The sequence below is a fragment of the Fictibacillus sp. FJAT-27399 genome, from assembly GCF_001510655.1.
GTDB lineage: Bacteria > Bacillota > Bacilli > Bacillales > Fictibacillaceae > Fictibacillus_C > Fictibacillus_C marinisediminis.
This window is the reverse complement of record NZ_LMVC01000007.1, coordinates 38,549-63,242: the sequence shown is the minus strand read 5'-3', so window position 1 is coordinate 63,242 and position 24,694 is coordinate 38,549. Positions and strand designations below refer to the sequence as shown.

The following is a 24,694-nucleotide window of genomic DNA, read 5'->3' as shown; positions in this document are numbered from 1 at the left end:
CTTTAAAATTATGGGAGGGTTTTACACATGGCTAAAGACATTAAGTTCAGTGAAGACGCTCGTCGCGCAATGCTTCGCGGTGTAGATGCACTTGCAAACGCAGTAAAAGTAACACTTGGACCAAAAGGACGCAACGTCGTTCTTGAGAAAAAATTTGGTTCACCTCTTATCACAAATGACGGTGTAACGATCGCAAAAGAAATCGAGCTTGAAGATGCTTTCGAAAACATGGGTGCAAAATTGGTTGCTGAAGTAGCAAGCAAAACAAACGATGTTGCCGGTGACGGAACTACAACAGCGACTGTTCTTGCTCAAGCCATGATCCGTGAAGGATTGAAAAACGTAACTTCTGGCGCTAACCCAATGGTTCTTCGCAAAGGAATCGAAAAAGCTACAGCAGTAGCCGTTCAAGAACTTCAAAAGATCTCCAAGCCGATCGAAGGCAAAGAGTCTATCGCTCAAGTTGCTGCCATCTCAGCAGCTGACGATGAAGTAGGCCAATTGATCGCTGAAGCTATGGAGCGCGTTGGAAACGACGGCGTTATCACAATTGAAGAATCTAAAGGATTCACTACTGAGCTTGAAGTGGTTGAAGGTATGCAGTTCGACCGTGGATACGCATCTCCATACATGGTAACCAACTCTGACAAAATGGAAGCGGTTCTTGAGAATCCTTACATCTTGATCACAGACAAAAAGATCACAAACATTCAGGAAATCCTTCCTGTATTAGAGCAAGTGGTTCAACAAGGCAAGCCATTATTGCTTGTTGCTGAAGATGTTGAAGGTGAAGCTCTTGCTACATTAGTAGTAAACAAACTTCGCGGAACATTCAACGCAGTAGCTGTTAAAGCTCCTGGGTTCGGTGACCGCCGTAAAGCTATGCTTGAAGACATCGCAATCCTGACTGGCGGTGAAGTGATCACTGAAGAGCTAGGACTTGACCTTAAGTCTGCGAACATCAGCCAACTCGGAACAGCTTCTAAAGTTGTTGTAACGAAAGAAAACACAACAATCGTTGAAGGTGCTGGCGAGTCTGACAAAATTGCAGGCCGCGTAACACAAATCCGTTCTCAATTAGAAGAAACTACTTCTGAGTTCGATAAAGAAAAACTTCAAGAGCGTTTGGCTAAACTAGCAGGCGGAGTAGCCGTTATCAAAGTTGGTGCAGCTACAGAAACTGAGCTGAAAGAGCGCAAACTTCGCATTGAAGATGCCCTAAACTCTACTCGTGCAGCAGTAGAAGAAGGAATCGTATCCGGTGGTGGTACAGCATTAGTAAACGTTGTTCGTGCACTTACAGCTGTTGAAACTTCCGGTGACGAAGCAACTGGTGTGAAAATCGTTCTTCGCGCATTGGAAGAGCCAGTTCGCCAAATCGCACACAACGCTGGTCTTGAAGGATCTGTAGTTGTTGAGCGCTTGAAAAACGAAGAAATCGGAATTGGATTCAACGCAGCTACTGGCGAATGGGTAAACATGTTCGAATCCGGTATCGTTGACCCAACGAAAGTAACTCGTTCTGCACTTCAAAACGCTGCATCTGTATCAGCTATGTTCCTAACAACAGAAGCTGTTATCGCAGATAAGCCTGAAGAAAATGCTGGCGGCGGCGGAATGCCTGACATGGGCGGCATGGGAATGGGCGGAATGGGCGGCATGATGTAATAAACATCATAAAGCCCTGATATATGAGGGGTTTTAAGGTGTTAAGTTACAAATGCTCATAATTTTGCTCATAGTAACATGAAAAAACAATTATTAGAGAAGGTCTTTCATCAGTTTGCTAAACTGGTGGGAGGCCTTTTCTTCCATATTAGGGGTCATGTGTTTTTAAATGAGCATTAAGATGAAGTGAAAAAAAGCAGATGCGTCCGTAAAACAACCCCCATCTTTTCGGAGGTGGTAGTTTTGTGAATGATTTGCGTAAATTTAACATTGGTTATTGTTTTTTCAAACAGGGTAAATCATAATAAAACTTAATAGAGGAGGGGAAAAGTATGTTATTGAGCGATAAGCACCTCAAAGAACTTGCGATAAATAACGAGCTAGTAACTCCGTTTATCGAAGAAAATTGTGAGGGAGCTACAATTAACTTAACTTTGGACACCCAAATAAAAAGATACACATCAAGCGAAAGTATTGTAATGGGGAGTAAATTATCTGACGAGCATTATCAAACAATTGATATAAACGAAGAGGACTTCTATTTAAAACCTAATGAGTCAGTCTTAGTTCAGGCCTATGAGTATTTCAAAATCCCAACAAATATGGCTGCAATTATCTTAGAAAGATATAGCATTAAACTTATGGGTTTGGTAGTAAGTCCGGCAAGTTATATGAATCCAGGGTATGAGGGACGATTGAGTTTCCTTATAACTAATAACACACCTGTACCGGTTCAACTGATCTCAGGGGTGAAGTTTTGCCAATTGGCTATAACTGAGTTAACTTCTGTTTCAGATAAGCCATATACGAAACAAGATGGTAAGTATATGGGAAGCCGTGAAGTACATATATCTAAGCTTCACCTCGATAAGGATATTCAAGAATATCTTTTAGAGAATGGACTAGGTGAAATTTCAGGTGAATCTGCAAGAATGTTAGGACGGCATTTGATGAAGCGCATTGAAGAAAATGCAAAGCATTACGCTGATGTTATTAGACAAAAACTTGGTGACGCAGATGAGTCAATTACGTGATACATTAATCAAAGCCCAGAAAGAACAAACTCTAAAAGAACTGCTCCAAGAAAAATACGATGAAACACCTGTAGAACAAAAAGAGCATTTTTTGAGTTTTTTGGATGATACTATTGAACGTGACGTTGATAAAATGATTCGTGAAGAGATTCATACTTATAACGAAAATACTCCTGCTAAAAAGAAAAACAAGAAGCTAACCATCTTTCTAATAATTGCAAACGTTATTCTAACTATTCTAATAGGGTTTACAGTTAATGAAAAGGAATGGGGTTATGTGTCTGCATTAGGTGTATTAATGGCATTAGTCCTGATTTTACCTTTGATTTTGGAAGATTGATTAGTACGGAGGTAGAGAATGGTGAAAAAATATCGACATTATAAAGGTGCAATGTATGAGTTTGTATGCATTGCCATTCATTCAGAAACGGATGAAAAGTTGGTTGTCTATAAAAATGAAGAAGGAACTAGTTTTGCTAGACCGTATGATATGTTTTTTGAGGAGGTAGAAGTTGAAGGTAAAACAATCCCTAGATTTCAAGAGGTATAATAAAATCTTTACTCATTAAACTGAACTATCACTCGAATAATGGGAGATTTATAAAAAAGTCCATTATTAGAGTTTTTTGTTTTTCCCAACTTGTAAATGGTGAAGAGTGGAGTGCACAAGAGTGGTTACCGCAGCCGGATATTTCTGAAGCAGAATTAAAAAGGCATCAACAGGATGTTTTGAAATCAATCTTTCAGACAACTGCTATATTTCCGGAATTATCAGATGTTGTGATTAATCCGGAACCTGAGGAACATTTAGAGGAACTTGAGCTTGGTATAACTAATAATTTGAGTTATTTTTTTGTTGTTGTAAACGGAAGATCAGTTGGTGAAAAGAATTACAATGAAGGATATACACCTTATATTTCAAGCGGTGACTCCACCAATAGTATTGTTCGACTAGTACAGGCAAACGAGGCACAAACTTTCGAGGGATATATTACAGTAACTGCGTTTGGAAAAGCTTACGTTCAGCCTTGGCCTTTTATGGCAAGAGGAAATGGCGGAAGCTCAGTTCGTGTACTTGTCCCAAGGTTTAAAATGTCATTTAAAGAACTTGTTTGGTTTGCTGCTCAAATAAATATTCAACAATGGAGATTTTTCTACGCAAGGATGGCTATAAAAACTAGGATTATCAGACTGGTTCTTGAAAGTCCTAGTCAAAGACTAAACGACGATGAGTTTGATATAAAACAAAGAATAACTGATTTCAGAACTAGCCTAGATGCATTTAGTGAAATTTAGTTTTCAATTTTCCTACATAAAAATATATGATCAATTGGTTGACTGTGATATGTTTTGAATGCCCATAATAAATTAGAGAAGGTCTTTCATTAGTTTATTGAACTGATGAGAGGCCTTTTCTTCCATTTGAGGTTAAACTAAAACTAGGAAACTGAAACTTCATGGTATAATCTGGTTAAATATTACTTATTTTAAATAGCATGAAAGTAGGTTTAATTTATGGGGATTATTAGTTTTGCAATTCAAGAGATAATTAGTAATACAATACAAAGTGGTCAAATAAAGTTTATAGAAAAAATGAGTCTTAAAATGAAATTTAGAAAAATAAAGGCTTTTGAACGTGAATTTGATAATACATCAATCGATACATATGCTTTTCAATCTTTTATCAATAACACAGAAACACAAAGGCTAATTTATAATTTTGTATTTAGTACACAATTTAAGAACATTTCTCAACAAGACTTTATTCAAAATTTAGTAACAATGGCTCTGGATTATATAAATCAACTATATAAAGCTCAAGGACGTTCTAAGTTAGAGAATCAAAATATTTTGAAAGCTTATTTTGAATCACTGTTAGAACGATTAGTCAATTTTAGAGATCAAGATTTAAATGCTGCACAAAAGTCTACTGTTGCATCAATACAAGATAGCATTATTGAGACCAATAAAAATTTAAAACATTATTTAGAAGAAAAATTCCAAGATATAAAGAATTACTCTTTAGCAAAGTATCTTACAGAAGATAAAATAAATGAAATTCTTCAAAGAAGTATTCAATCGCTAGGTCAGCGTTACATTAGAGAAGCTAATGTAGAAACTAAATCAAAAAAAATCTTTAAGACATTAACGTTTGATATTGAACTCCAAAATTTTTTAGAACATTCTAACCGTAGACTCATTCAACATATGGATGTTTGTTTGGAACAAATAAAAAACAAGGGGTTAGAGCAAGTTGGAGATATTGAAGTTGTACTTAATTCGAATAAGTCTATTATTGAAAATTTTAATAGCAGGGATAAGGAATATTACAATACTGATAAATACTCTACCTACATTAATTCTTTAAACATTTTAAATTACACTGTAAGGGAATTTAATAGTTATATTAATGATGAGGGGAAGTATCGACTCTCTTCTAATACTCCGATTAAAAAAAATAGTAAAAGTATACTTAAAATTCTGGGTGAGATTAAAGAGTATATTGAATACATAGAGCCTGAATTGGTTAATAATCCTTATTTAGTTATTGAAGGGGAAGCGGGAATTGGAAAATCCCATCTTTTAGCAGATATTGCACAAGAAAAAAAGGATGATGGTCATATAGTTTTTCTTTTTCTAGGCCAGCATTTTAATACTAAGGATCATCCCTGGCAACAAATATTCAACTTCTTAGAATATAAAGGGGATACAGATAGTTTCTTAAACGAAATTAATTCTAGAAGTATGCGAACTAATAAACGAGCGATCATATTTATTGATGCCCTTAATGAAGGTGAGGGAAAGTATTTTTGGGATAAATATATTGTGGATTTTATTGAAAGAGTTCGTATATATCCAAACATTGCAATCGTGATGTCAAATCGAATAAACCATATGAAAAGTATATTTCCCGATGACTTTTTTAAACTACTTCCAATAACGCTTTATAAACATATAGGATTTACTAATTTTTCTATTGATATGCTTGAGCCGTTTTTAAAATATTATAAGATTAATCCATTAATTGTTCCCTATCTACCAGTAGAGTGTAGAAATCCATTATATTTAAGAATGTATTGTGAAGTTGCATCTCCTGATTCAATAGAACATTTCTCCAGTTGGAGTATTACTGAAGTTCTATCAAATTATGTGCGAAAAATGAATAGTAAGTTAGCACGTGACGAACGGTTTCAATATATAGAGCAACTTAATTTAGTAAATAACTGTTTAAAAGCTATCGCTTTTAGGATGTATGAAAAAAAAGAATGGTTATTGCAGTTAAAAGAAGTTCAAGAAATAATCATTGAAGTAACAAAAGATGCAACACAAGGTAATCAAATATTTTTATATGGTTTATTAGAAGAAAATCTTATTACGATAAGTGCGGACTATGAAGGTAATGACAGAGCATATTTTAGTTATGAACGTTTTGGGGATATATTTACTGCCTATGCAATAATAGATAAAATGCAGAACAAAGAGGATTGTTTTAAACAATTTAATGAAGGATATAGAGATTATTCGAATATCTATGAAGCATTATCAATTGTATTACCTGAAAGAATGGGGTTGGAATTATATGAAGTAATAAACCAGGATTCAGTTGAAATAGCTGAATCAATGATTAGGGGATTAACATGGAGGAAAGCTTCGTCAATAAAACCTAAAGTAATTACTTTTATGGAAGCTATAATGGAGAAAGATAATAGCGTAAGGAACTTATACTATGCTCAATTAATTCAAACTTGTATAAATGAGAATAACTTATTAAATGCAAATTATTTACACAATCATTTAAAAGAAATGACTTTGGCTAAGCGGGATAGTACTTGGACGATTTTCATAAATGAAAATAAAGAAATATTAAATAGGGTAACAGATTTACCTTTATTTAAAAATGGCCAAATACATTTATCTGAAAATACATCATTTTTGCTAGCGACTACAATTACTTGGTTATTTACGAGTAGTCACAAAGTTCTCAGAGATAAATCCACGCATGCATTAGTGAATCTTTTGAAAAACAATATGAAACTCGTATTGCCGCTTCTAACTAGATTTAAGGATGTTAATGATCCATATGTGTATGAACGATTGTTTGCTGGTATTTATGGTGCTTGTTTAAGAACAAATCAGACTACATATCTAACTAAAATAAGTGAATATATTCTTGATGAAGTATTTAATAAAACTGAGATTTACCCTCATGTGTTATTAAGGGATTATGCTAGGGGTATAATTTTATATACAAAGCATATTGGTATCTTTGATCATAAAAATGTAGAGCAAATTAATCCGCCATATAATAGTAAATGGTATGATCATATCCCAAAATTAGAAGAAATCGATCAATATACAACATTATATTCCCCAGAAAAATACGGTAAAAAGGCGTATAGTGTTAAAGCAATTATTAATTCCATGACAACAGAGTATGGGAGAGGTACAGGCGAATATGGAGATTTTGGAAGATACACATTTCAAAGTACATTAAGTGACTGGTCAAATCAATTCGATATCCAAGATTTAAGCAATATCGCAACAAAAAATATTTTCGATCTAGGATATGATGTTGAAACACATGGAGAATATGATTTGATGAACGGCAAGTATTATGATAGGCATGGTAATATATTAGAAAGAATAGGAAAAAAATATCAATGGATTGCTTTCCATGAATTAATAGCTAGGTTGACTGATAATTTTCCTGTTTATCAAGAAGAAAAAGAGTACGCAGCAGAGTATTATAATATTTTAAAAGAAAAAGATAATGAATTTTTAAAGTTTATTATTAGTCAGTCAGGAGAGGGTAATAGTGTCTCTACTATAATTGAGGATTTGGATTGGTCTGAAATAGAAGTAGAACATATAAACCCAGATGATTATATTAAAGAAATAAAACGAATAGAAAAGCCGTACAAAGGCCCCTGGGAACTTTTCGTAAGAGATATAGACTGTACAGTGTTAGTAAGTAAAAAAGAGGAGAGTGTGGGGGAGTTAATCACTTTTCCTTTACCAGAAACTAATAAAAAACAATGGGTATTATCCAATTATGAATTAAATAATGCAAAAAGTATCTTTGAAATAATATATGAATCACAAGAATATTTCTCGCTTGGGCAGTTGTATGTGAATAAACTTGAAAATGGACCACATTATTATAACCGTGATGAAATATGTATAAAAACGAAAGCGGTTTTTGTAAAAAATGATTCTATTAAAGAATACACTCAAAGGGAAATTAAGAAAGGTGGAGGAAATGGAGTCAATTGGAGGCAGTCGTATGAGACATTTGCATTTGAATTTTGTTGGCATCCATCGGTTAAAGATGATGAATATTTTGATGATGAACAAGACCAATACATTTCTCAAGCAGTTTGGGATTATTCGTGGGAAGGGAATTATGACTATTCTACTGATGAAGGAAGTTCCTTAAGCTATTTAATGCCAGATCCTATACTTATTAATTACTTTAATTTGATCCAGAGTCAAGAAGGTGTATGGATAAATTCTGCTGGTGATATTGTTGCTTTCGATGCCTCAATATTTGGGTTTGAAAGTTGTTTACTTTTTAACAAAGGTAAACTTAATGAGTTCTTAGAATCAAATAGTTTAACCTTATTTTGGAACACGTATATAGAAAAAGTATCGGATAAATATTATCATGAATGGTGGTTATTATATCAATTAAAAGGTAATCACTATTCATATGATATCTTAGATGAAAGACAAGGTGACTTAAAAAAGTTCTAGAGTATAGGTTGTAAATATGTGATTTAAGGAATAGTTAGTAAGTTAAGAAACCTCGTTTTAAGGCTATTTTTAGGCCGTGAAATGTGGAAATTGACTTGATGTTTTCGCAAAATTAAGCATAATAGAGACTGAGGCAGCATAGCTAACAGTGGTTCATTTTTTTCCAGCAATCAGAGAAGAACGTTTTGAGAATCGGAAATCAACACTAATAATCCAATTAGAGCAATAAGTAATACAATGCTATTTATTAGAACAAGTTTTATTAGTTATTTCTAAAATAATTATTTTAGAAATTTTATTGGAAATGCTCATAATATTGCTCATAGTTATTTTAAATTCCATTGTTGAATATTTATTCGTAAATGGGAAAAGGCCTATATACCAAGACTATAATAATAACTATTTCACTGGATTGTACGCCCTGATGAATGGGCGGCATGATGTAAGGCTTTTGAGCCAAACATCGGAGAGATAGCTTAGGCTATTTCTCCGCCCTTTTCTACTCATATTTGCATGCTTCTTATGAAGTAGTCATGGAAAAAACTTATATCAAAAGCAATAACCACTTCCTATAAAAATAAGGGAGTGGTTTTTTTGTGCTGTTAAAATTTGCGTTTCATGATTTTTTGGATGACAGACGTTTTAAGAATACTACAACAACTAATATCTGGGATAAAGCGGTAACCATTAACACCAAGCTATTGGGATTAGGGCATTTTTAAATTCCTAGTTGAATGTGAGATTATTAAGACTAATCCTGAAGGTTAAGAAGATGATGTGAAGTTTGAGGTCTTTAGTGATGAGCAGATACGTCAAATATTGAACTTTTACAGGGAATATAGCAACGGGACAAGAATTAGGTCGCTTATCGTGACTACGGAATCATTATTACCATATTAGGAACAGGAATAAGACGAGGTATTTTCCCAAAGGAAAAGAGGAAACTGTATTTCCAGTTGATCCTGTCTTCTACAAAAACGTGCCGGTACATTTACGCTTGATAAGTGATAATTCCCCCGTATAAAAAATTGTTAATTCGCAACTAGTGGTAGCCCATGGATACTTCCGGCCTTACCAATTCGAATCCTTCCGGAAGAAAGTCAGCTAACCGATCTAATTCAGAGGTAAAAGTACGATTGTCTTCTATTAAAACCCAAACAAATATGCTATAAAATTATTATAGGAGGGAATTGAATTGGCAAAGGTTGTAATTCCAAAAGAAGACTTGTATGATTTATACGTTAATCAAAAATTGAGTTTCACTAAAATTGGAAATATATACAACTGCTCTCCTGGTACCATTAAAAACCGATTGCACGAAAACCATATTCCTATTCGTTCAAGAGCGGAGTCCTTGGGGCATCGGCTCGACCTACAATTAGGGTTCCCCCTAACGGCTGAAATGATCATAGAGAAAATTAACGAAGGCATGTTTATTTATGAAGTAGCTGATTTTTATGGAGTAAACAGGAAAGCCATCACAAAGAAGCTAAAAAAAGCAGGAATCAAAGTGTCTGAACTTGAAAACCATCAAAAGAGGATGGATGAGCATAATAGGAGGACCAGCAAGGTGTTCTTTTCCGATCCTGATCGCTATAAACAGCAATCAAAATGGTTAAAGGAATTAAGAGAAAAGAGAACAGAAGAAACTCAATTGAGATATGATACAGCTCATTTAAGAGATTATCAAGAGTACAAAAAAGTTTGCCAAAGAATCGTTGATAAGCACTATGGTAAAAAGCGCCCTGAACGTATGCAGTATGACCACAAATATTCTGTACGTGATGGGTACGATAATGGGGTACCTGCTCCAATACTTTCTCATCCATCTAATCTTAGGTTAATATCTGCCTGGGATAATAATTCAAAAGGAAATGGCAGCATTATTACTATTCGGGAACTTTATGAGGGACAGGGACTAAATTTGGAATCTTCGATGAAGCAAATAGAAAAACGGTTTAAGCCCTGTGATTTTTGCGGTAGTGAATTCGAACCAAGAAACAGCAAACATAGATTTTGTAACCCAAAATGCAATAAAAACTGGCAATATCACAATAAAAAGAACGACCCCATTAGGTAGATAGATTTTATTAGGTCCCACTTGTTATAGCCTCCTAAATACTAGAGAGGGGTTCTTTAAAGAGATATTGTGACTGGATTCTGACTGTATATGTTCATAAATAGTGATATCTTATTTAACCTCAAGGTAAACTGGCAAGGTTTAAACACTGATTATATAAACGTTATTAGTTTATGTTCCTTAGTATTTAATTAACTAAGAGTATGGGCGGCGTGATGTAAGGCTTTTAAGCCAAGCGTCGGAGAAATAGCTAAGGTTATTTCTCCACCCTTTTCAACCAATATTTGTGCACATCCTATGAAGTAATCATGGAAATAACTTATATCAAAAGCAATAACCACTTCCTATAAAAATAAGGGAGTGGTTTTTTGTGTTATTAAAATTTGCATATCAAGACTTTTTGGATGATAGACGTTTTAAGAATACGACAAATGTCAAGGCCGGTTATAACTTCCCCAAAATGTCCGGTATAAAAATCCCCAGTTTTCTATTTTTCGAGCTGCCGATAGCTTTCACCATTCAGGTTAAAGATGCGTGAATGGTGAAGCAGTCGGTCTAATATGGCTGTTGCGATAACCGGATTGCCGACCATTTCTCCCCATTCACCGAATGATTTATTGGACGTTAAGATAATGGATCCCTTCTCATAACGTCGGGCGATGACCTGGAACAGGTAGTGGGCATCTCCGATATCCAGTTTCATATAGCCCATCTCATCGATAATTAAAAGCCTAGGTTTTACAAAAGAACGTAATTTCAATTCCAATTTACCATCGGTATCGGCTTTTCTCAGCTGAATAATTAGGTCGTGAGCAGATACAAAATAGGTTTTATACCCTTGAAAAATGGCCTGAAGGCCAATGGACACAGCTAAGTGTGTTTTTCCAATGCCAGGCGATCCCAGAAAGATAGGATTTTCATGTTCTTTCAAGAAAGAAAGAGTCATTAATTCTCGAATTCTTCGCTCATCAATCGTGGGCTGGATAGAAAAATTAAACTCATCGATTGTTTTTCTAAACGGCAGCCTCGAATATTTACCTTACTAATAACTTTAAAGAGTATTTCGGTAGTAAAAGTAACTTCTCTGGTTTTACCGAGTTACTACTTCTAAAAGTTCTTAAAGGGTGCTTTTTTCAAACGATACTTAACTCAAAGTTTCTGCTGGGGGTACTCTAAACGGAAAAAGAACCTACTTTGATAAGTATGGAATTGAGAAGATTAAAACACAACAATCGGATATCAAAGTAATGAATGCTAACACCATTGAATATTACTTTTCAGTAAAGGCAATTAAGATACCTCAATAGGAAATGAAAAATTCAATCATTCAATTAGAGAAACAATATTTGATTTCATAAAGCAATCCGCAGAGAACTAAAGTCGCAGTACGAGTAATAATGTTACTGCAGATGAAAAATGTTGAATGTCTGAAACGAGGTTAGTGGGCGTTCTAGCAGATCACCTACTATATGTGATTTTTTAAAAATCACATAAAAATAACAAAAATTACATATAGAGATGAAAATTTACGAAAATAAATCCTTTTTACTATTAGAATGTTTATTGGAAAATAGTAAGTATGAAAGTTGGTGAAAATGTGCAGAATTTAAGTGAAAGATGGGCGGCATGATGTAATTTAACTTTAAGAACCTTTATATATCAAGGTTTTAAAGGTGGAAACATCATTTTAGGTGCTGAAAAGGTGCCCGAACTTTTCCAAACAAAAAAATTAGAGGCTTCTCATTAGTTGAGCAACTTTGGGAAGCTTCTTTTTTTTCTGCTTTTGGTAATGTGTAAATAAACCTGTGTTGTAGTTTCATCTTCTGTATGACCAAGTCGATCCATAATTTTAAGTAATTCAACACCTGCTTCTGCTAACAATGATGTGTGAGTGTGTCGTAATGATTGTGGTGTAAGTCGTTTATTTATAGAAGGTGTTTTCTTTAACAAGCTTTGCATTCGATGTTCTATAGACTTAATAAAATTATCCATACATTTTAAATCGAAAAGAGAAACATTTAAGCATCCGTGCTTTCAGTGACAACCAAAAGCGGGAAGCCTATGAATGACAAAAGGGAATTTGTATCCAGTGTTATGTAGGATTATTTAAAAAACAAGGAAGTGGTCATTATTTTTTTCAAACAAAAATATAGACTTTTTGCTCAAAAGAAGCAATGTTCTTTAGTGATGTACGGTGAACCGTACCATAAATAACGGTAAACTCCAAGCATGTTTACTAATTATCCCTAGGACTATTCAAAGAAAAAATCACATGCAGTTTTGGTGATACAGGATATAAAAAGGGTGATACGAAGCGTCTTTACTATCTCGGGCTGATAAAGCTTCATACATATCTAAAGAAAACGGGCGGAATCAGGTAATCTAAACAAAAAAGCGGCTATCGATAAAGGATAGCCTTTTTTGTTTGAATTTTTTTCTAAGAATTAGCTTAATATATATACTCGCAACCGAACCGCCATCTACCCGAAGGTTTACACCATTAATAAAGGAAGCCTGTTCGGATGCAAGATAAACAACAGCAGACGCTGCTTCATCAACTGTTCCAGGCCGTTTTACTTCGACATGTGGATGGTTTTCCTTTAAAAATTGTTGAGTAGCTTCTTCATAGGTTATATTCAGCTGCTTCGCATTATCTTTTATTAGATTTTCCAGCATTGGTGTCATGATAAATGCTGGTGACACAGTATTCACCAGAATTCCATGTGCGGCATACGCCTTTGATAATCTCTTTGAAAAATTGATAATTGCTGCCTTTGAAGCATTATAATGAGGCATAAACGAATCAGGCTGAAGCCCTGATTCCGATGAAATATTAATGATGCGTCCAAATCCGGCTTTTTTCATAAAAGGGATAACTGCTTTGGTTACGCGGACAGTTCCAAATACATTCACATCAAAAATATCTTGCCATAAGGATAGGCCAGTTTTGACCTATTTTAGCTGAGTAATTTCTGCCAATATTTCATAGGAATGGAGGCGTGCCTTATGATCGTAAACCTGGGCGATTGCCATGATTTCATCGGCTTGACTTTCATCCAAAAACTTTTCCAGCTTTTCTTTTACGATTTGAGGACTGCCGACAATCGAAGTTCCTAATTGATTCTCAAGGGCAGCTATTTCATAGTCGCTCCCTATATCATTAATATTATCCACTGGCGGCTGCAATGGGACTTCCTTCCCGCGCATCAAATTCAAGAACTGCTGCTGCAATGTTGTAGCGAGCCGCTCAGCTTCTTGATCTGTGTCGGCCGCAATGATGTTTAGCCCTACCATTGCATGCGGCTTGTCCAGTACTTTAGAAGGCTTAAACGAACGGCGGTACAGCTGGATAGCCGGGAGTGTGTTTTGCGGCGAGAAATGGCTCGCAAATGCAAACGGCAGTCCAAGCTCTCCTGCCAGCTGGGCACTGTATCCGCTTGAACCTAACAGCCAAACAGGTATGTTTAATCCCTCACCCGGAATTGCTTTAACATGACTATATCCTTGTGCAAGGGAAGGGTCAAAATAATTCCGGAGCTCAGCCAGCTGCTCAGGGAAATCTTCTCCTGAACTTCTCAAGTCACGTCTTAATGCATGTGCGGTAAGCTGATCAGTGCCTGGTGCACGGCCTAAGCCAAGATCAATACGTCCTGGATATAATGATTCCAGAGTACCAAATTGCTCAGCAATAACAAGAGGTGCATGATTCGGCAGCATAATGCCGCCTGAACCTACCCGGATTTTTGATGTACCTGCTGCAACATGGGAAATCACTACCGATGTTGCAGAGCTGGCGATAAATGGCATATTATGATGCTCAGCGAGCCAATATCGGTTATACCCCAGCTTTTCAGCGAGCTGGGCCAGCTCCAAAGTATTGCGAAAAGAATCAGCCGGCGTACTTCCATCTGCAATTGGAGAGAGATCCAGGACCGAGAATGGAATATCCGTAATTTGTTTTATATCATTTTCAGGCATATGCTCATCTTCTTTCTTTAAAAATTTCGGTTCAAACCTATAAAAGAATTTACAGGTTGTTTTTCTTTGTCTTCTTTTACTGTTTCAATCTAAATCACAATAATTTAACTGATTTAATATCTGCAGAAAATACATCCTTTATTAGACTAGGCACTGTTTAATTTACTGCAGCTGAGCCAAAATTTCATAAGAGCGCAGCCGTGCCTTATGATCAAAAATCTCTGTATGAGCCATAATTTCATCAGCATCAGTCTTTTCTATTAACTCATGGAGCTGCTGCTTCACACCTGCAGGGTCCCCGATGATGGAAGTGAAAAGCTGTTCTTCAACCGCCCTGCGTTCATTATCGTTCCAAAGCTCGTCCATATTATCAACAGGAGGCAAAATTGGCGAAGGCTGTCCGCGGGTTAACAAAAGAAATTTTTGATACATCGAAGTGGCAAGCCTTTGTGCCTCCTGTTTCTCATCAGCAGCCACCACTTGAACGGCTAACAGTACATAAGGCTCCTCCAAAAATTGAGACGGACGAAAATAATCCCGGTACATTTTTACGGCCTCCATCATGTTACCTGGAGCAAAATGTCCCGCGAAAGAGAATGGTAACCCAAGTATTCCAGCCAATTGTGCACTATATAACCCTGAACCTAACAGCCAAATTGGCACATTTGTTTTTTCGCCGGGAATGGCGTGAAAGCTAAATGAACCCTTCTTAGTGGCTGTTCCTGTACCATAAAGATATGCGATAAGCTCCTCAAGCCGGGCATCAAATTCAGGTTCACCGGCAACCCGCTGCCGCAATACATTTGCTGTATATTGGTCGGTGCCAGGTGCCCGCCCCAATCCAAGGTCGATCCGGCCAGGGAAGAAGGTTTCTAATGTACCAAATTGCTCAGCCACGGAAAGAGGAGAATAATGGGAAAGCAGCATTGCGCCTGATCCAATACGCATTTTTTCCGTGACAGAGGCTACTCGTCCAATTACGATCGGGGATGCTGAACTCGCCATTCCTGCCCAATTATGATGTTCAGCAAGCCAAAACCGTTTATATCCCCACTGCTCTGTTTTCTTTGCTAGATCAAGCGTGTTTTGAAGGGAAAGTTCGGCTGATCCTCCCTCGACAATTGGGGAGGGATCTAGTACTGAAAGTTCTATTTTCTTTGTCATAATTCATCCTCCTTTATATACAATTTAATTTTTTAAAGCTGGCCTGTACCTTTATGGGTTGGAAAGTAGGGTAAAACAAATTCTCCAAGTTCCTGGATTACTTCCTCTGGAGGGCGCTTGGAAAAATACAGAACAAACGCCAAATGGTTGACCCCAATCGCTTGAAATTGATGAAGCAGATCAACTAAACGGTTTCTTCCCACGGAATAGCCTAAGGGTATTGGGACAGGCATTTCATCGGGATTTTCCGATAAATCGATGAACAAGCTTTGAGAAAAGGGTTTAAAATCTCCTTCAGTTAAAGCACGATAATCCTGGATAAGCTTCGCCTGTTGAATAATGCTTCTAGGGTATTGAAGCCACCCATCCCCATTCCTGGCTATCCAATTGATAGACTGATTGCTAAATCCAGTCACCATGGTCGGAATCGAAGATACAGGCTTTGGGATTAACCTCATATCTGTACCATCGATCAGCCCGGCGTGGCTGTGGATTGTCGGCTGATCCTCTTTTAACAGCCGGTCGAGAATTTCGAAATTTTCTTTAAATAACGGACCGCTTTCTTGCTTAGATATCCCTAAAGCTGTAAAGTCTTTTTCCCTGTCCCCTGATGCCACCCCCATAATCAATCGACTTGGAAACAATTGATCGATTGATGCAGCTTCCTTGGCTACCCTGACGGGGTGGCGCAAAGGGAGAACTACACTTCCTGTCACTAACGCAATGTGCTTCGTATAGGCCGCAAGATACGTCAAATAAATCCATAAATCGTACTTTTGGCCGTTATCATCAATATTCAAATTCTGCATCGTAATATCACGGAGCCATAATGAAGCAAAGCCATATTCTTCAATTTTACGGGCAAGCTCCAGTTGATTCTCCATAATCGGATTTTTAGACATCCTGGCAGTCGGGAGGACAAATCCAAGTGTCATTTTGTCTTTCTGGTACATGCTGTTATAGGCACGATGATTTTGAAAACTCACTCTTGGTCCTCCTCAAAAAGGTTATATTTTTAAGCCTATATACTTTTCAAACTGTTTAACGGTTTCCTCATTGCGTCGATAATAAGTCCATTGTCCGATTCGTTTCATTTCAACCAGACCGCTTTGCAATAGGATAGACAAATACTGGGAGGTAGTGGACTGTGATAGTCCTACTTTGCTGCGAATATCACTGACACAAACCCCGCCATCAAAGCCTTTTTCCTTGATGACATGGGTCTGCGGGGAAAAATTATTATCAGGTTCTTTCAACATTTGAAGAATATTTACTCTTATTTGATTTGACAGAGCCTTGAAAATTTCAACTGCCTGTTCGTCATTTATCATATTTGATTCCCGATTCATCGGTGCCCGCCCCTTCCTGATCTTATTAAAATCTATTTTGCTTGGAATCCGTATAAACTAATCGAACAAAAGGATATTGGTAATTTGCAATATCTCTATATTATTTTCCTTTAAACCCAAAATCAAATTTTTTGCTTTAGACAGCTCTAGGAAACGGCTCTAAAGGAATTACACAAATTAGCTTAGAGAACAAGTGGCGAGGAGATTCAACGTAAATTATGTTCTGGAACATGGAAGACATGCAATGTTTAAAAAGTATTCTTTTTTTGTATTGTGATGCCTGGAAAGATATTAGAACAGAAAGTCTAATTGACATATTCCACTACAATGGCGAATTATATGCAATCTAATTTTAAAACATACCAAAGGAATGGATTGGTACCGAATGGGTGCCGATATCGAGATTATTTTATATTGCTCAGTGATATTCCAGTGGAGAACCAATGTTTCGTTATGTGCTTTAATTAAGGGTTAGATTGTATGATGTTGTGATGTATAACTCCACAATCTATGCGCGGCATGATGTAAAGACGCCCCTGAAAGCCTTGATATATGAGGTTTTGAGAAAGATCAAAGAAGTTTCTCATAAGTTAAACAAACTTGTGGGAAGCTTCTTTTTTGTGTTAAAGTAGAATGACCATTCTACCTATGGAGGTGGTTTTAGTTGAGCAAAAAAAGAGAGAGTTTATTAGAAAACGCTGAGAGGTTGTTTTATGAAAATGGTTTTCACGCCATAGGAATGAAACGAATTATCTCTGAATCAGAGGTTGCTTTAATGACGATGTACAATCATTTTGATTCGAAGGAAGATTTAATACTTGAAGTGTTAAAAAGGCGAGAGGACAGGTATTTTTCTTTTTTAGAACCAAGCTTAAAAGAAAGTAAGCCTATCAACAAAGCGTTATCATTAGCCGAAGCTCATATGGACTGGATCCTCAAGAATGGATCCAATGGATGCATGATGCTGCGGGCGAAGGAAGAATACGCTTCTATGAATAAAGAAATTAGTGACACGGTTATTGCGCACAAGAGGAACTTAATTTCATTTTTTCAGGACGGTGGTCTTGATAGTAATCAGGCTACACGTCTAGCCATGCTGTTTGAAGGAGCTACCGCTCTGTCTGAAGTATTGGAACCGGGGGAGGTTTCTAAGGATTTAATGGATACAGTTGAAAAATTATTTCATGAGTAAGCTAAGATTAATCTTTCCTTACTTATTTTATTCTCAACAAAATATAATGATCGTTCTATCAAAATAAAGGAGAGAGGAAAATGTGGAGAATCGTCTTGCCTGGTATTGCTATGATTGGTGTAACTTATGCATTTGCGCGGTTTAGCTTTGGCTTATTTTTACCGAATATCACGCAATCCATAAATCTTTCAGAAAGTAATGCCGGTATTGTAGGCTCAACCGCCTATATAGCTTATACCTTAGCTTTGTTAACATCATCGTACTTTATAAAAAGGTTTGGCCAGCTAAAAGTCATTCAACTTTCTGGTCTAAGTGCAGTAATGGGCCTATTAGGAATAGGATTATCCCAGAATTTCTTTTCCCTTTCACTGAGTACATTTATAGCAGGATTAGGCAGCGGGTGGGCATCCCCTGCATACAGCCAAGTCGCATCCACATCTTTGAACGAGGAAGACAAGGACCGGGGAAATACGTGGATCAATACGGGTACTAGTTTTGGTCTTATACTATCCGGACCGATAGCGATCCTTTTCACTGATCATTGGAGATTCGCTTTTATTTTATTTGCAGTGATTTCTTTAGTTGTACTTGTATGGAATTCATTAAGAATTCCCTATCAGAAATCTGAATTACAAAATGAAAATCTAATAAGTATTTCTACCTTCAATAAAGCTAAGTTTTTATTACTTTCATCGTTCATAGCGGGTTTTGGTTCGTCTATCTATTGGACATTTTCCAGAAGCTTTTTAAAAGTTGAATTCAACATGAGTGATTATGCAGGTGTGATTTTTTGGGTAGTAATGGGTGTGACTGGGGCGATCGGGGGTTTATCTGGTGGGGTAATGAATAGGGCGGGATTAACCTTAACTTACAGGTTGGCTCTCTTAGTGATGTCCATATCCATTATTAGTATTACCATTCCATCGATATACAGTGTATACTCATCTGGTTTTTTGTTTGGTATTTCCTATATCTTTGTTACTGGCCTGTTGATTGTTTGGGCCACCCGCATATTTAAATTAGTACCACATGTTGGAGTTAGCTTAGCATTTCTAGCGTTAGGTGTTGGACAATCGGTTGGCTCTGCTGCTGCAGGTCAATTGATTAGTATGAGTTCTTACTCATTTGTCTTTATGATATATTCTCTCGTCTGTCTTACTGGCTTAATAATTCCAGTTGAAAGGAAGAATTAACACGATATGAATTGCAAAAAACCACTTCCTAATTTAAGGAGGTGGTTTTTATGTTGTCTTATTTTCCAATTGCCGCTTTGCTCTAACAAAGGCAATGAACTGCTTCTGTTCATCTTTTGAAAGGGAGATGCCGTCGACCGACAGATTTACAGACAGATCCGTTAGTTCCATGACTGGAAGGGATGTGTCCTCCACAACAAGGGAGGTAGTCTTCTGTCTTTTTTTGAAATTTGATGATCAAGACTTATAAATCTTGAAATGAAAAATCCCTGCGGAGGGTTCGAAGGGTAATATTTTTGCTAACTCTCCCTAAGTTAATTATAGCATATAAAAAATGGTAAAAATAGACTATTTATTGTTATTTACTACTGCTAAAATACAATAGAATTTTAATTTGTTTTGTTGAGAGGGATAAGTATATCCAAGAAACCAAATTCAATGGTTAGGGGAGATCAAGTATGAGTCCTTTGGTTCTGGGTTTTCAGGAAATGGATAAAACACCGCTTTCGCTCGTTGGCGGAAAAGGTTTGAATTTAGGGGAATTATCAAAAATTCAAGGAATACATGTACCCGAAGGATTTTGTGTGACAACAGAAGGGTACCAAAAAGCCATTGAACAAAACAACACGTTCCATTCTTTGCTGGATGAACTGACAAGGCTAAAAGCAGAGGATCGGGATCAAATTGGTGAAATCAGCAAACAGATTCGACAAATCATTATGGAAGCAGAAATTCCTTCCGATGTTGTGAATGCCGTTGCTGATTCTCTCTCTCAGTTTGGCTATGAACATGCTTATGCCGTGCGTTCCAGTGCGACCGCCGAAGATCTGCCATATGCCTCTTTTGCTGGCCAACAAGACACCTATTTAAATATCATCGGAAAAGAAGCAATCCTGCAGCATATCAGCAAATGCTGGGCTTCTCTATTTACAGATCGGGCGGTAATCTACCGTATGCAGAATGGATTTGACCACAGACAAGTTTATCTATCCGTTATCGTTCAAAGGATGGTTTTCCCTAAAGCTTCAGGGGTTCTATTTACCGCTGATCCGATGACCTCTAACCGAAAGCTGCTTTCCATCGATGCCAGTTTTGGGCTTGGAGAAGCACTGGTCTCGGGCTTAGTCTCTCCCGATTGTTATAAGGTACTGGATGGGGAAATCGTCGATAAGAGGATAGCAGCCAAAAAATTGGCCATCTATGGACGAAAAGAAGGCGGAACGGAGACTCAGCGGATCGATCCTGATCAGCAAAAGATTCAAACACTTACTGAACTGCAAATCCTGCAGCTGGAACGCATGGGAAGACAGATCGAGGCTTATTTTGGCAGCCCGCAAGATATCGAATGGTGTTTGGTTGATGATACATTCTACATCGTTCAAAGCCGGCCGATTACGACGCTATACCCTATCCCAGAAGCGGATGATCATGAAAATCACGTCTATATCTCTGTCGGCCACCAGCAAATGATGACCGATGCCATCAAACCATTGGGATTGTCGTTTTTCCTGTTAGTCACTCCAGCCCCGATGCGAAGAGCTGGAGGAAGATTATTTGTTGATGCGACAAAACACTTGGCTTCACCTGGCAGTCGGAAAGGTCTGCTACAGGCCATGGGCCAGCACGATCCGTTGATGAAGGATGCACTAATGACCGTCATCGAGCGAGAAAATTTTATAAAATCGGTATCAGATGACGAAAATGCACGAGGGCAAAGAAAACATGGTGAACCTGCGGATGTTCCAGCACCAAACGAAAACGATCCGACCATCGTTACGGAGTTGATCCAGAAAAGCCAAGCATCGATCGAAGAGTTAAAAAATAACATCCAAGCCAAATCGGGATCGGATTTAATGGATTTTATTTTGGAAGATATCCAGGAACTAAGGAAGATCTTATTTAATCCACAAAGTTCAGCTGTATTTATGGCTGCTTTCGATGCTTCAGCATGGATCAATGAAAACATGAACAAGTGGTTAGGTGAAAAGAACGCAGCCGACACGCTATCTCAATCTGTACCAAACAATATTACTTCGGAAATGGGTTTGGCATTAATGGATGTCGCCGATGTAATTCGTAATTATCCAGAAGTCGTTGAGTATCTGCAGCAGGTAAAAGAGGACCACTTTTTGGATGAACTCGTCCAGTTTGAAGGAGGACAACAAACCCGGGACGCCATCCATCATTATCTCAACAAATACGGAATGAGATGTGCCGGAGAGATCGATATTACGAGAAGCCGTTGGAGCGAGAAACCAACAACACTTGTCCCCTTGATTCTCAGTAACATCAAAAACTTTGAACCGAATGCCAGTCATCAAAGATTTGAGCAAGGGCGGCAGGAAGCTTTAAAAAAGGAGCAAGAGTTATTGGATCGGTTGATGCAATTGCCGGATGGCCAACAAAAAGCAGAAGAGACGAAACAAAAGATTCGAATCCTCCGGAACTTCATCGGTTATCGTGAATATCCCAAATACGGCATGGTCAACCGCTACTTTGTTTATAAACAGGCATTGCTGAAAGAAGCCGAACAACTCGTCCAAGCCAATGTGATTCACGAAAAAGAAGATATCTACTATCTTACATTTGAAGAACTTCGCGAAGCCGTCCGCACAAATAAACTGGATGACGAGATCATCAGCAAACGAAAAGACGAGTACAAATTATATGAAAAACTAACTCCACCAAGGGTGATCACGTCTGATGGTGAAATTATTGCGGGTGAGTACAAACGAGAAAATATCCCAGCCGAAGCGATTGCAGGCCTGCCTGTTTCTTCTGGAGTGATAGAAGGGCGGGCGCGTGTCATCTTAAACATGGAAGATGCTGATCTGGAAGATGGAGATATATTGGTCACTTCCTTTACTGATCCCAGCTGGACACCATTGTTTGTATCTATAAAAGGTCTGGTTACCGAGGTTGGCGGACTGATGACACATGGAGCCGTTATCGCACGTGAATATGGCTTACCAGCAGTTGTCGGGGTGGAAAATGCTACCGAACGGATAAGAGACGGGCAGCGAATTCGCGTGCATGGAACAGAAGGGTATATAGAAATATTGTGATGGTTTGAAGTCCCACTGGATACACACACAAATGCTAAAAGAGGCTGTCCAGAAAGTCAGAATAAATTGACCTTCTGGCAGCTCTTTTTTTACTTTTTCAAGTCCAAATGAGAACCAGTTAGATTGGGCAAACCTGCTTTCTTAGCTGATACATTTGGTTAGCAAAGGGGAGGAAGACTGCTAAAATAATTTCGATCAATAACGCGGTTAGAAGTGTGCCGATTCCTATCGGTCCGTTCAGAAAAAAGCGAGGGTAAGAATAACATTATGCTGTTAATTACTGGATTAATTCTAGTTTCATGCTAAAATTTGGATGTGAAAGAGGGAGAAGAAAGAGGGAGAAGAAAGAGGTTATTTTAAATGAACAAATCTATGTTTTTTTGGATATTTGCTATTGCTATTCTTGCAATTTTTACAGGGGAAATTGCTACAGTTATGATGCTGTACTTAATTTTAGTTGTTTTACATGCCATACATTCAACCATTAAGGATTTCTATGATGATTGGAAAAGCAGGATTTAAATTGTAATTCTACTTTCAGGATGAAGCCTGAAACCATGTTAAGCCCCCACGAAAAGTCACATGCCCCTCTGCCAATCGATTAAACGTGAATATAAGAAAGCTTCTCATCCGGTTGAAAAGGGATGAGAAGCTTTTTCATTCATTCGTTGCTTTTTCCCAGAAAGCTTCCGGGATACTCAATCTATATAATTCTTTTCTTAATGCGCGCAACAAGCGGCACGACAATAATACCAGCCACAACAACCTGCAAGAAGTTCCCCGGAATAGACCCAAAAGGCTGAACCCAGTTATGATAAAGGATTACTTCTGCAAAGTAGTATCCAATAATCTTGATTACAAGGGCGGCGACGACGGCCAGGGTGTTAACCAGCATTTTGTTGCCGGGTACTTTTTCGGATATGAGGCCGGCTGCATATCCCATTGCTCCTGCGATAACGAAGGTAAACGGTGCCCACACCGTCCACGGGGAGAGGAGGTCAAATAAACCCATTCCGATTGCGCCTGCAATGGCACCTGTTTTTCTGCCGAAAACAAATGCCGCTACAAATAGAGGAACGTTACCCAGATGAATTAATCCTCCGTTACCCATGATCGGAAGTTTGAAGTTAATGTACGTTGCCACAAAAGTTAATCCGATGAAAAGGGCATTGATGACTAATGCTCTTGTTTTTGAGGATGCTATCGATGATGATGTTGTATTCACATAATTACCTCTTTCATTTATATTTCAGCCTAGCAGCTTTTTTATTCGTTATGGTGTGAAATCTCCCATTCATCTATTATAGCCACCTCTCACGCTTAAGAAAATAGTAAAATGCAATAACCGTTAAGCCTGATAACATGAACAAGTACTAAAGATAGTATATTTAGGGTTTTCCAGAAGGAGGGAGTTAAGCTGTTACAGCTGCTGCCTTTAATGCTTGAGCGGGCGGGTGTTCTCTTGATGGTGGCTTTTTTGCTTTCCAGATTGAGGTCATTCCGGCAAATCGTTAAGTTGCCGGGAGAATAGGCGTAGCGAATTCCACACTGCGTTACTGGAAACAGGAAGGGTATATTTCCTCAGCCAGGGGAGAAGAGAACAACTATCGGTATTAGAACCGCTAACCAATGCAGGTACCCCAACTCAAAGCGTAATAGAAACATTATACTATCCAGATGCGATCGATTTCCTGGATCCGGACGAACCCATTCCTGGCCGATCCGATCAGAGTGTTAAATCCCTCGTCCGCGTGGGGACTTCACCTTTGGCCGGATCAACCGATTAAAATCATGAGACGGTTTTTGGAAGAAGCCACCGGAACAGAAGCCAATTTCTTTTTTATCAATTGGGGTGGTGCGCTAAGCAGAGTACCTAAACATAAAACGGCCTTTTACTGGCGCTGCCCATTGTTTTATACGGAATGGACTTCTAGTTGGGTAAATAAATCAGAAGAAGCCAGGAATCTTGCATCTGTTGAAAGAGTCCGTCTGATGATGAAACCCTATGTAGAAGGTTCCTATGTCAATGTTCCAGACGAAAATATTAGAAACTTTGGAAAGCCTATTGGGGCTCAAACTTTGAAAGGCTTCGAAAAGTAAAGACCAAATATGATCCCGAGAATTTCTTTCATTTTCCACAGAGCATACCACCATTTTGTTAGCCAGTGTCAGCTTGATAATAAAACAGATTCAAAGCCGCAACTATTTGTTTGGCGG

General features: G+C 37.8%; 18 protein-coding genes and 2 pseudogenes. 12 read left to right on the top strand and 8 right to left on the bottom strand.

The features are described from left to right. Positions 1–27: 27 nt before the first annotated feature. The 7 genes from groL (at position 28) to AR335_RS21345 (ending at position 10,536) form a co-directional block, all read left to right on the top strand. Complete coding sequence (gene groL, locus AR335_RS21375; RefSeq protein WP_062239962.1) at positions 28–1,668, top strand: chaperonin GroEL; 1,641 nt, start codon at positions 28–30, stop codon at positions 1,666–1,668. Between the two features lie 332 nt (positions 1,669–2,000). After that, positions 2,001–2,702: a dCTP deaminase gene (gene dcd, locus AR335_RS21370; RefSeq protein WP_062239959.1), complete on the top strand. Its 702-nt coding sequence runs from the start codon at positions 2,001–2,003 to the stop codon at positions 2,700–2,702. Further along, entirely contained in the window at positions 2,686–3,042 is a 357-nt protein-coding gene (locus tag AR335_RS21365) for a hypothetical protein (RefSeq protein ID WP_062239955.1), read from the top strand. Before dcd ends, AR335_RS21365 begins: the two co-directional genes overlap by 17 nt. An 18-nt stretch (positions 3,043–3,060) precedes the next feature. Next, entirely contained in the window at positions 3,061–3,252 is a 192-nt protein-coding gene (locus tag AR335_RS21360) for a DUF1653 domain-containing protein (protein ID WP_199805125.1), read from the top strand. A 179-nt stretch (positions 3,253–3,431) separates the two neighbouring features. After that, the gene (locus AR335_RS21355; protein WP_062239952.1) at positions 3,432–3,998 is read left to right on the top strand and encodes a hypothetical protein; all 567 of its coding nucleotides are present in this window, start codon (positions 3,432–3,434) and stop codon (positions 3,996–3,998) included. Positions 3,999–4,217: 219 nt separating this feature from the next. Next, positions 4,218–8,456, top strand: a complete 4,239-nt coding sequence (locus AR335_RS21350; protein ID WP_062239948.1) for an NACHT domain-containing protein — start codon at positions 4,218–4,220, stop codon at positions 8,454–8,456. Between the two features lie 1,195 nt (positions 8,457–9,651). Further along, positions 9,652–10,536 carry a hypothetical protein gene (locus tag AR335_RS21345; protein ID WP_062239944.1) on the top strand — a complete coding sequence of 295 codons (885 nt, stop codon included), beginning with the start codon at positions 9,652–9,654 and terminating at the stop codon, positions 10,534–10,536. A 487-nt stretch (positions 10,537–11,023) separates the two neighbouring features. On the opposite strand, the gene istB is transcribed toward AR335_RS21345, so the two are convergent. From istB to AR335_RS21315, 7 genes and pseudogenes are all read right to left on the bottom strand, one after another. Further along, positions 11,024–11,560, bottom strand: a complete 537-nt coding sequence (gene istB, locus AR335_RS21340) for an IS21-like element helper ATPase IstB (protein WP_082683648.1) — start codon at positions 11,558–11,560, stop codon at positions 11,024–11,026. A gap of 719 nt (positions 11,561–12,279) precedes the next feature. After that, positions 12,280–12,495, bottom strand: coding sequence for a tyrosine-type recombinase/integrase (locus AR335_RS23355; RefSeq protein ID WP_234293380.1), 216 nt, complete (start codon positions 12,493–12,495; stop codon positions 12,280–12,282). A 423-nt stretch (positions 12,496–12,918) separates the two neighbouring features. Next, positions 12,919–13,464, bottom strand: a pseudogene (locus AR335_RS21335) (SDR family NAD(P)-dependent oxidoreductase); the annotation flags it as partial. A 24-nt stretch (positions 13,465–13,488) separates the two neighbouring features. After that, on the bottom strand, positions 13,489–14,514 hold the full coding sequence (locus AR335_RS21330; RefSeq protein WP_062239937.1) for an LLM class flavin-dependent oxidoreductase: 1,026 nt from the start codon (positions 14,512–14,514) through the stop codon (positions 13,489–13,491). Between the two features lie 162 nt (positions 14,515–14,676). Continuing rightward, complete coding sequence (locus AR335_RS21325) at positions 14,677–15,678, bottom strand: LLM class flavin-dependent oxidoreductase (protein WP_062239933.1); 1,002 nt, start codon at positions 15,676–15,678, stop codon at positions 14,677–14,679. A gap of 32 nt (positions 15,679–15,710) precedes the next feature. After that, positions 15,711–16,664 (bottom strand): TIGR03571 family LLM class oxidoreductase, encoded by a 954-nt coding sequence (locus tag AR335_RS21320; RefSeq protein ID WP_082683646.1) that lies wholly within the window; start codon positions 16,662–16,664, stop codon positions 15,711–15,713. Between the two features lie 21 nt (positions 16,665–16,685). Then, positions 16,686–17,009, bottom strand: a complete 324-nt coding sequence (locus AR335_RS21315; RefSeq protein WP_062240009.1) for an ArsR/SmtB family transcription factor — start codon at positions 17,007–17,009, stop codon at positions 16,686–16,688. 682 nt (positions 17,010–17,691) lie between these two features. Here AR335_RS21315 and AR335_RS21310 point away from each other — a divergent pair. From AR335_RS21310 to ppsA, 3 genes are all read left to right on the top strand, one after another. Beyond that, positions 17,692–18,219 (top strand): TetR/AcrR family transcriptional regulator, encoded by a 528-nt coding sequence (locus AR335_RS21310; protein WP_062239930.1) that lies wholly within the window; start codon positions 17,692–17,694, stop codon positions 18,217–18,219. Positions 18,220–18,299: 80 nt separating this feature from the next. Next, positions 18,300–19,412: an MFS transporter gene (locus AR335_RS21305; RefSeq protein ID WP_062239927.1), complete on the top strand. Its 1,113-nt coding sequence runs from the start codon at positions 18,300–18,302 to the stop codon at positions 19,410–19,412. Between the two features lie 458 nt (positions 19,413–19,870). Next, positions 19,871–22,477: a phosphoenolpyruvate synthase gene (ppsA, locus tag AR335_RS21300; RefSeq protein ID WP_062239924.1), complete on the top strand. Its 2,607-nt coding sequence runs from the start codon at positions 19,871–19,873 to the stop codon at positions 22,475–22,477. A gap of 703 nt (positions 22,478–23,180) precedes the next feature. Here ppsA and AR335_RS21295 read toward each other — a convergent pair. Further along, complete coding sequence (locus AR335_RS21295) at positions 23,181–23,702, bottom strand: ECF transporter S component (protein ID WP_062239921.1); 522 nt, start codon at positions 23,700–23,702, stop codon at positions 23,181–23,183. 302 nt (positions 23,703–24,004) lie between these two features. Between AR335_RS21295 and AR335_RS25590 the strand changes: the two genes are divergently transcribed. Further along, positions 24,005–24,094 (top strand): MerR family DNA-binding transcriptional regulator, encoded by a 90-nt coding sequence (locus AR335_RS25590; protein ID WP_082316274.1) that lies wholly within the window; start codon positions 24,005–24,007, stop codon positions 24,092–24,094. Further along, positions 24,091–24,639: pseudogene (locus AR335_RS21290) on the top strand (BBE domain-containing protein); the annotation flags it as partial. The gene AR335_RS25590 and the pseudogene AR335_RS21290, both read left to right, overlap by 4 nt. Between the last annotated feature and the right edge of the window lie 55 nt (positions 24,640–24,694).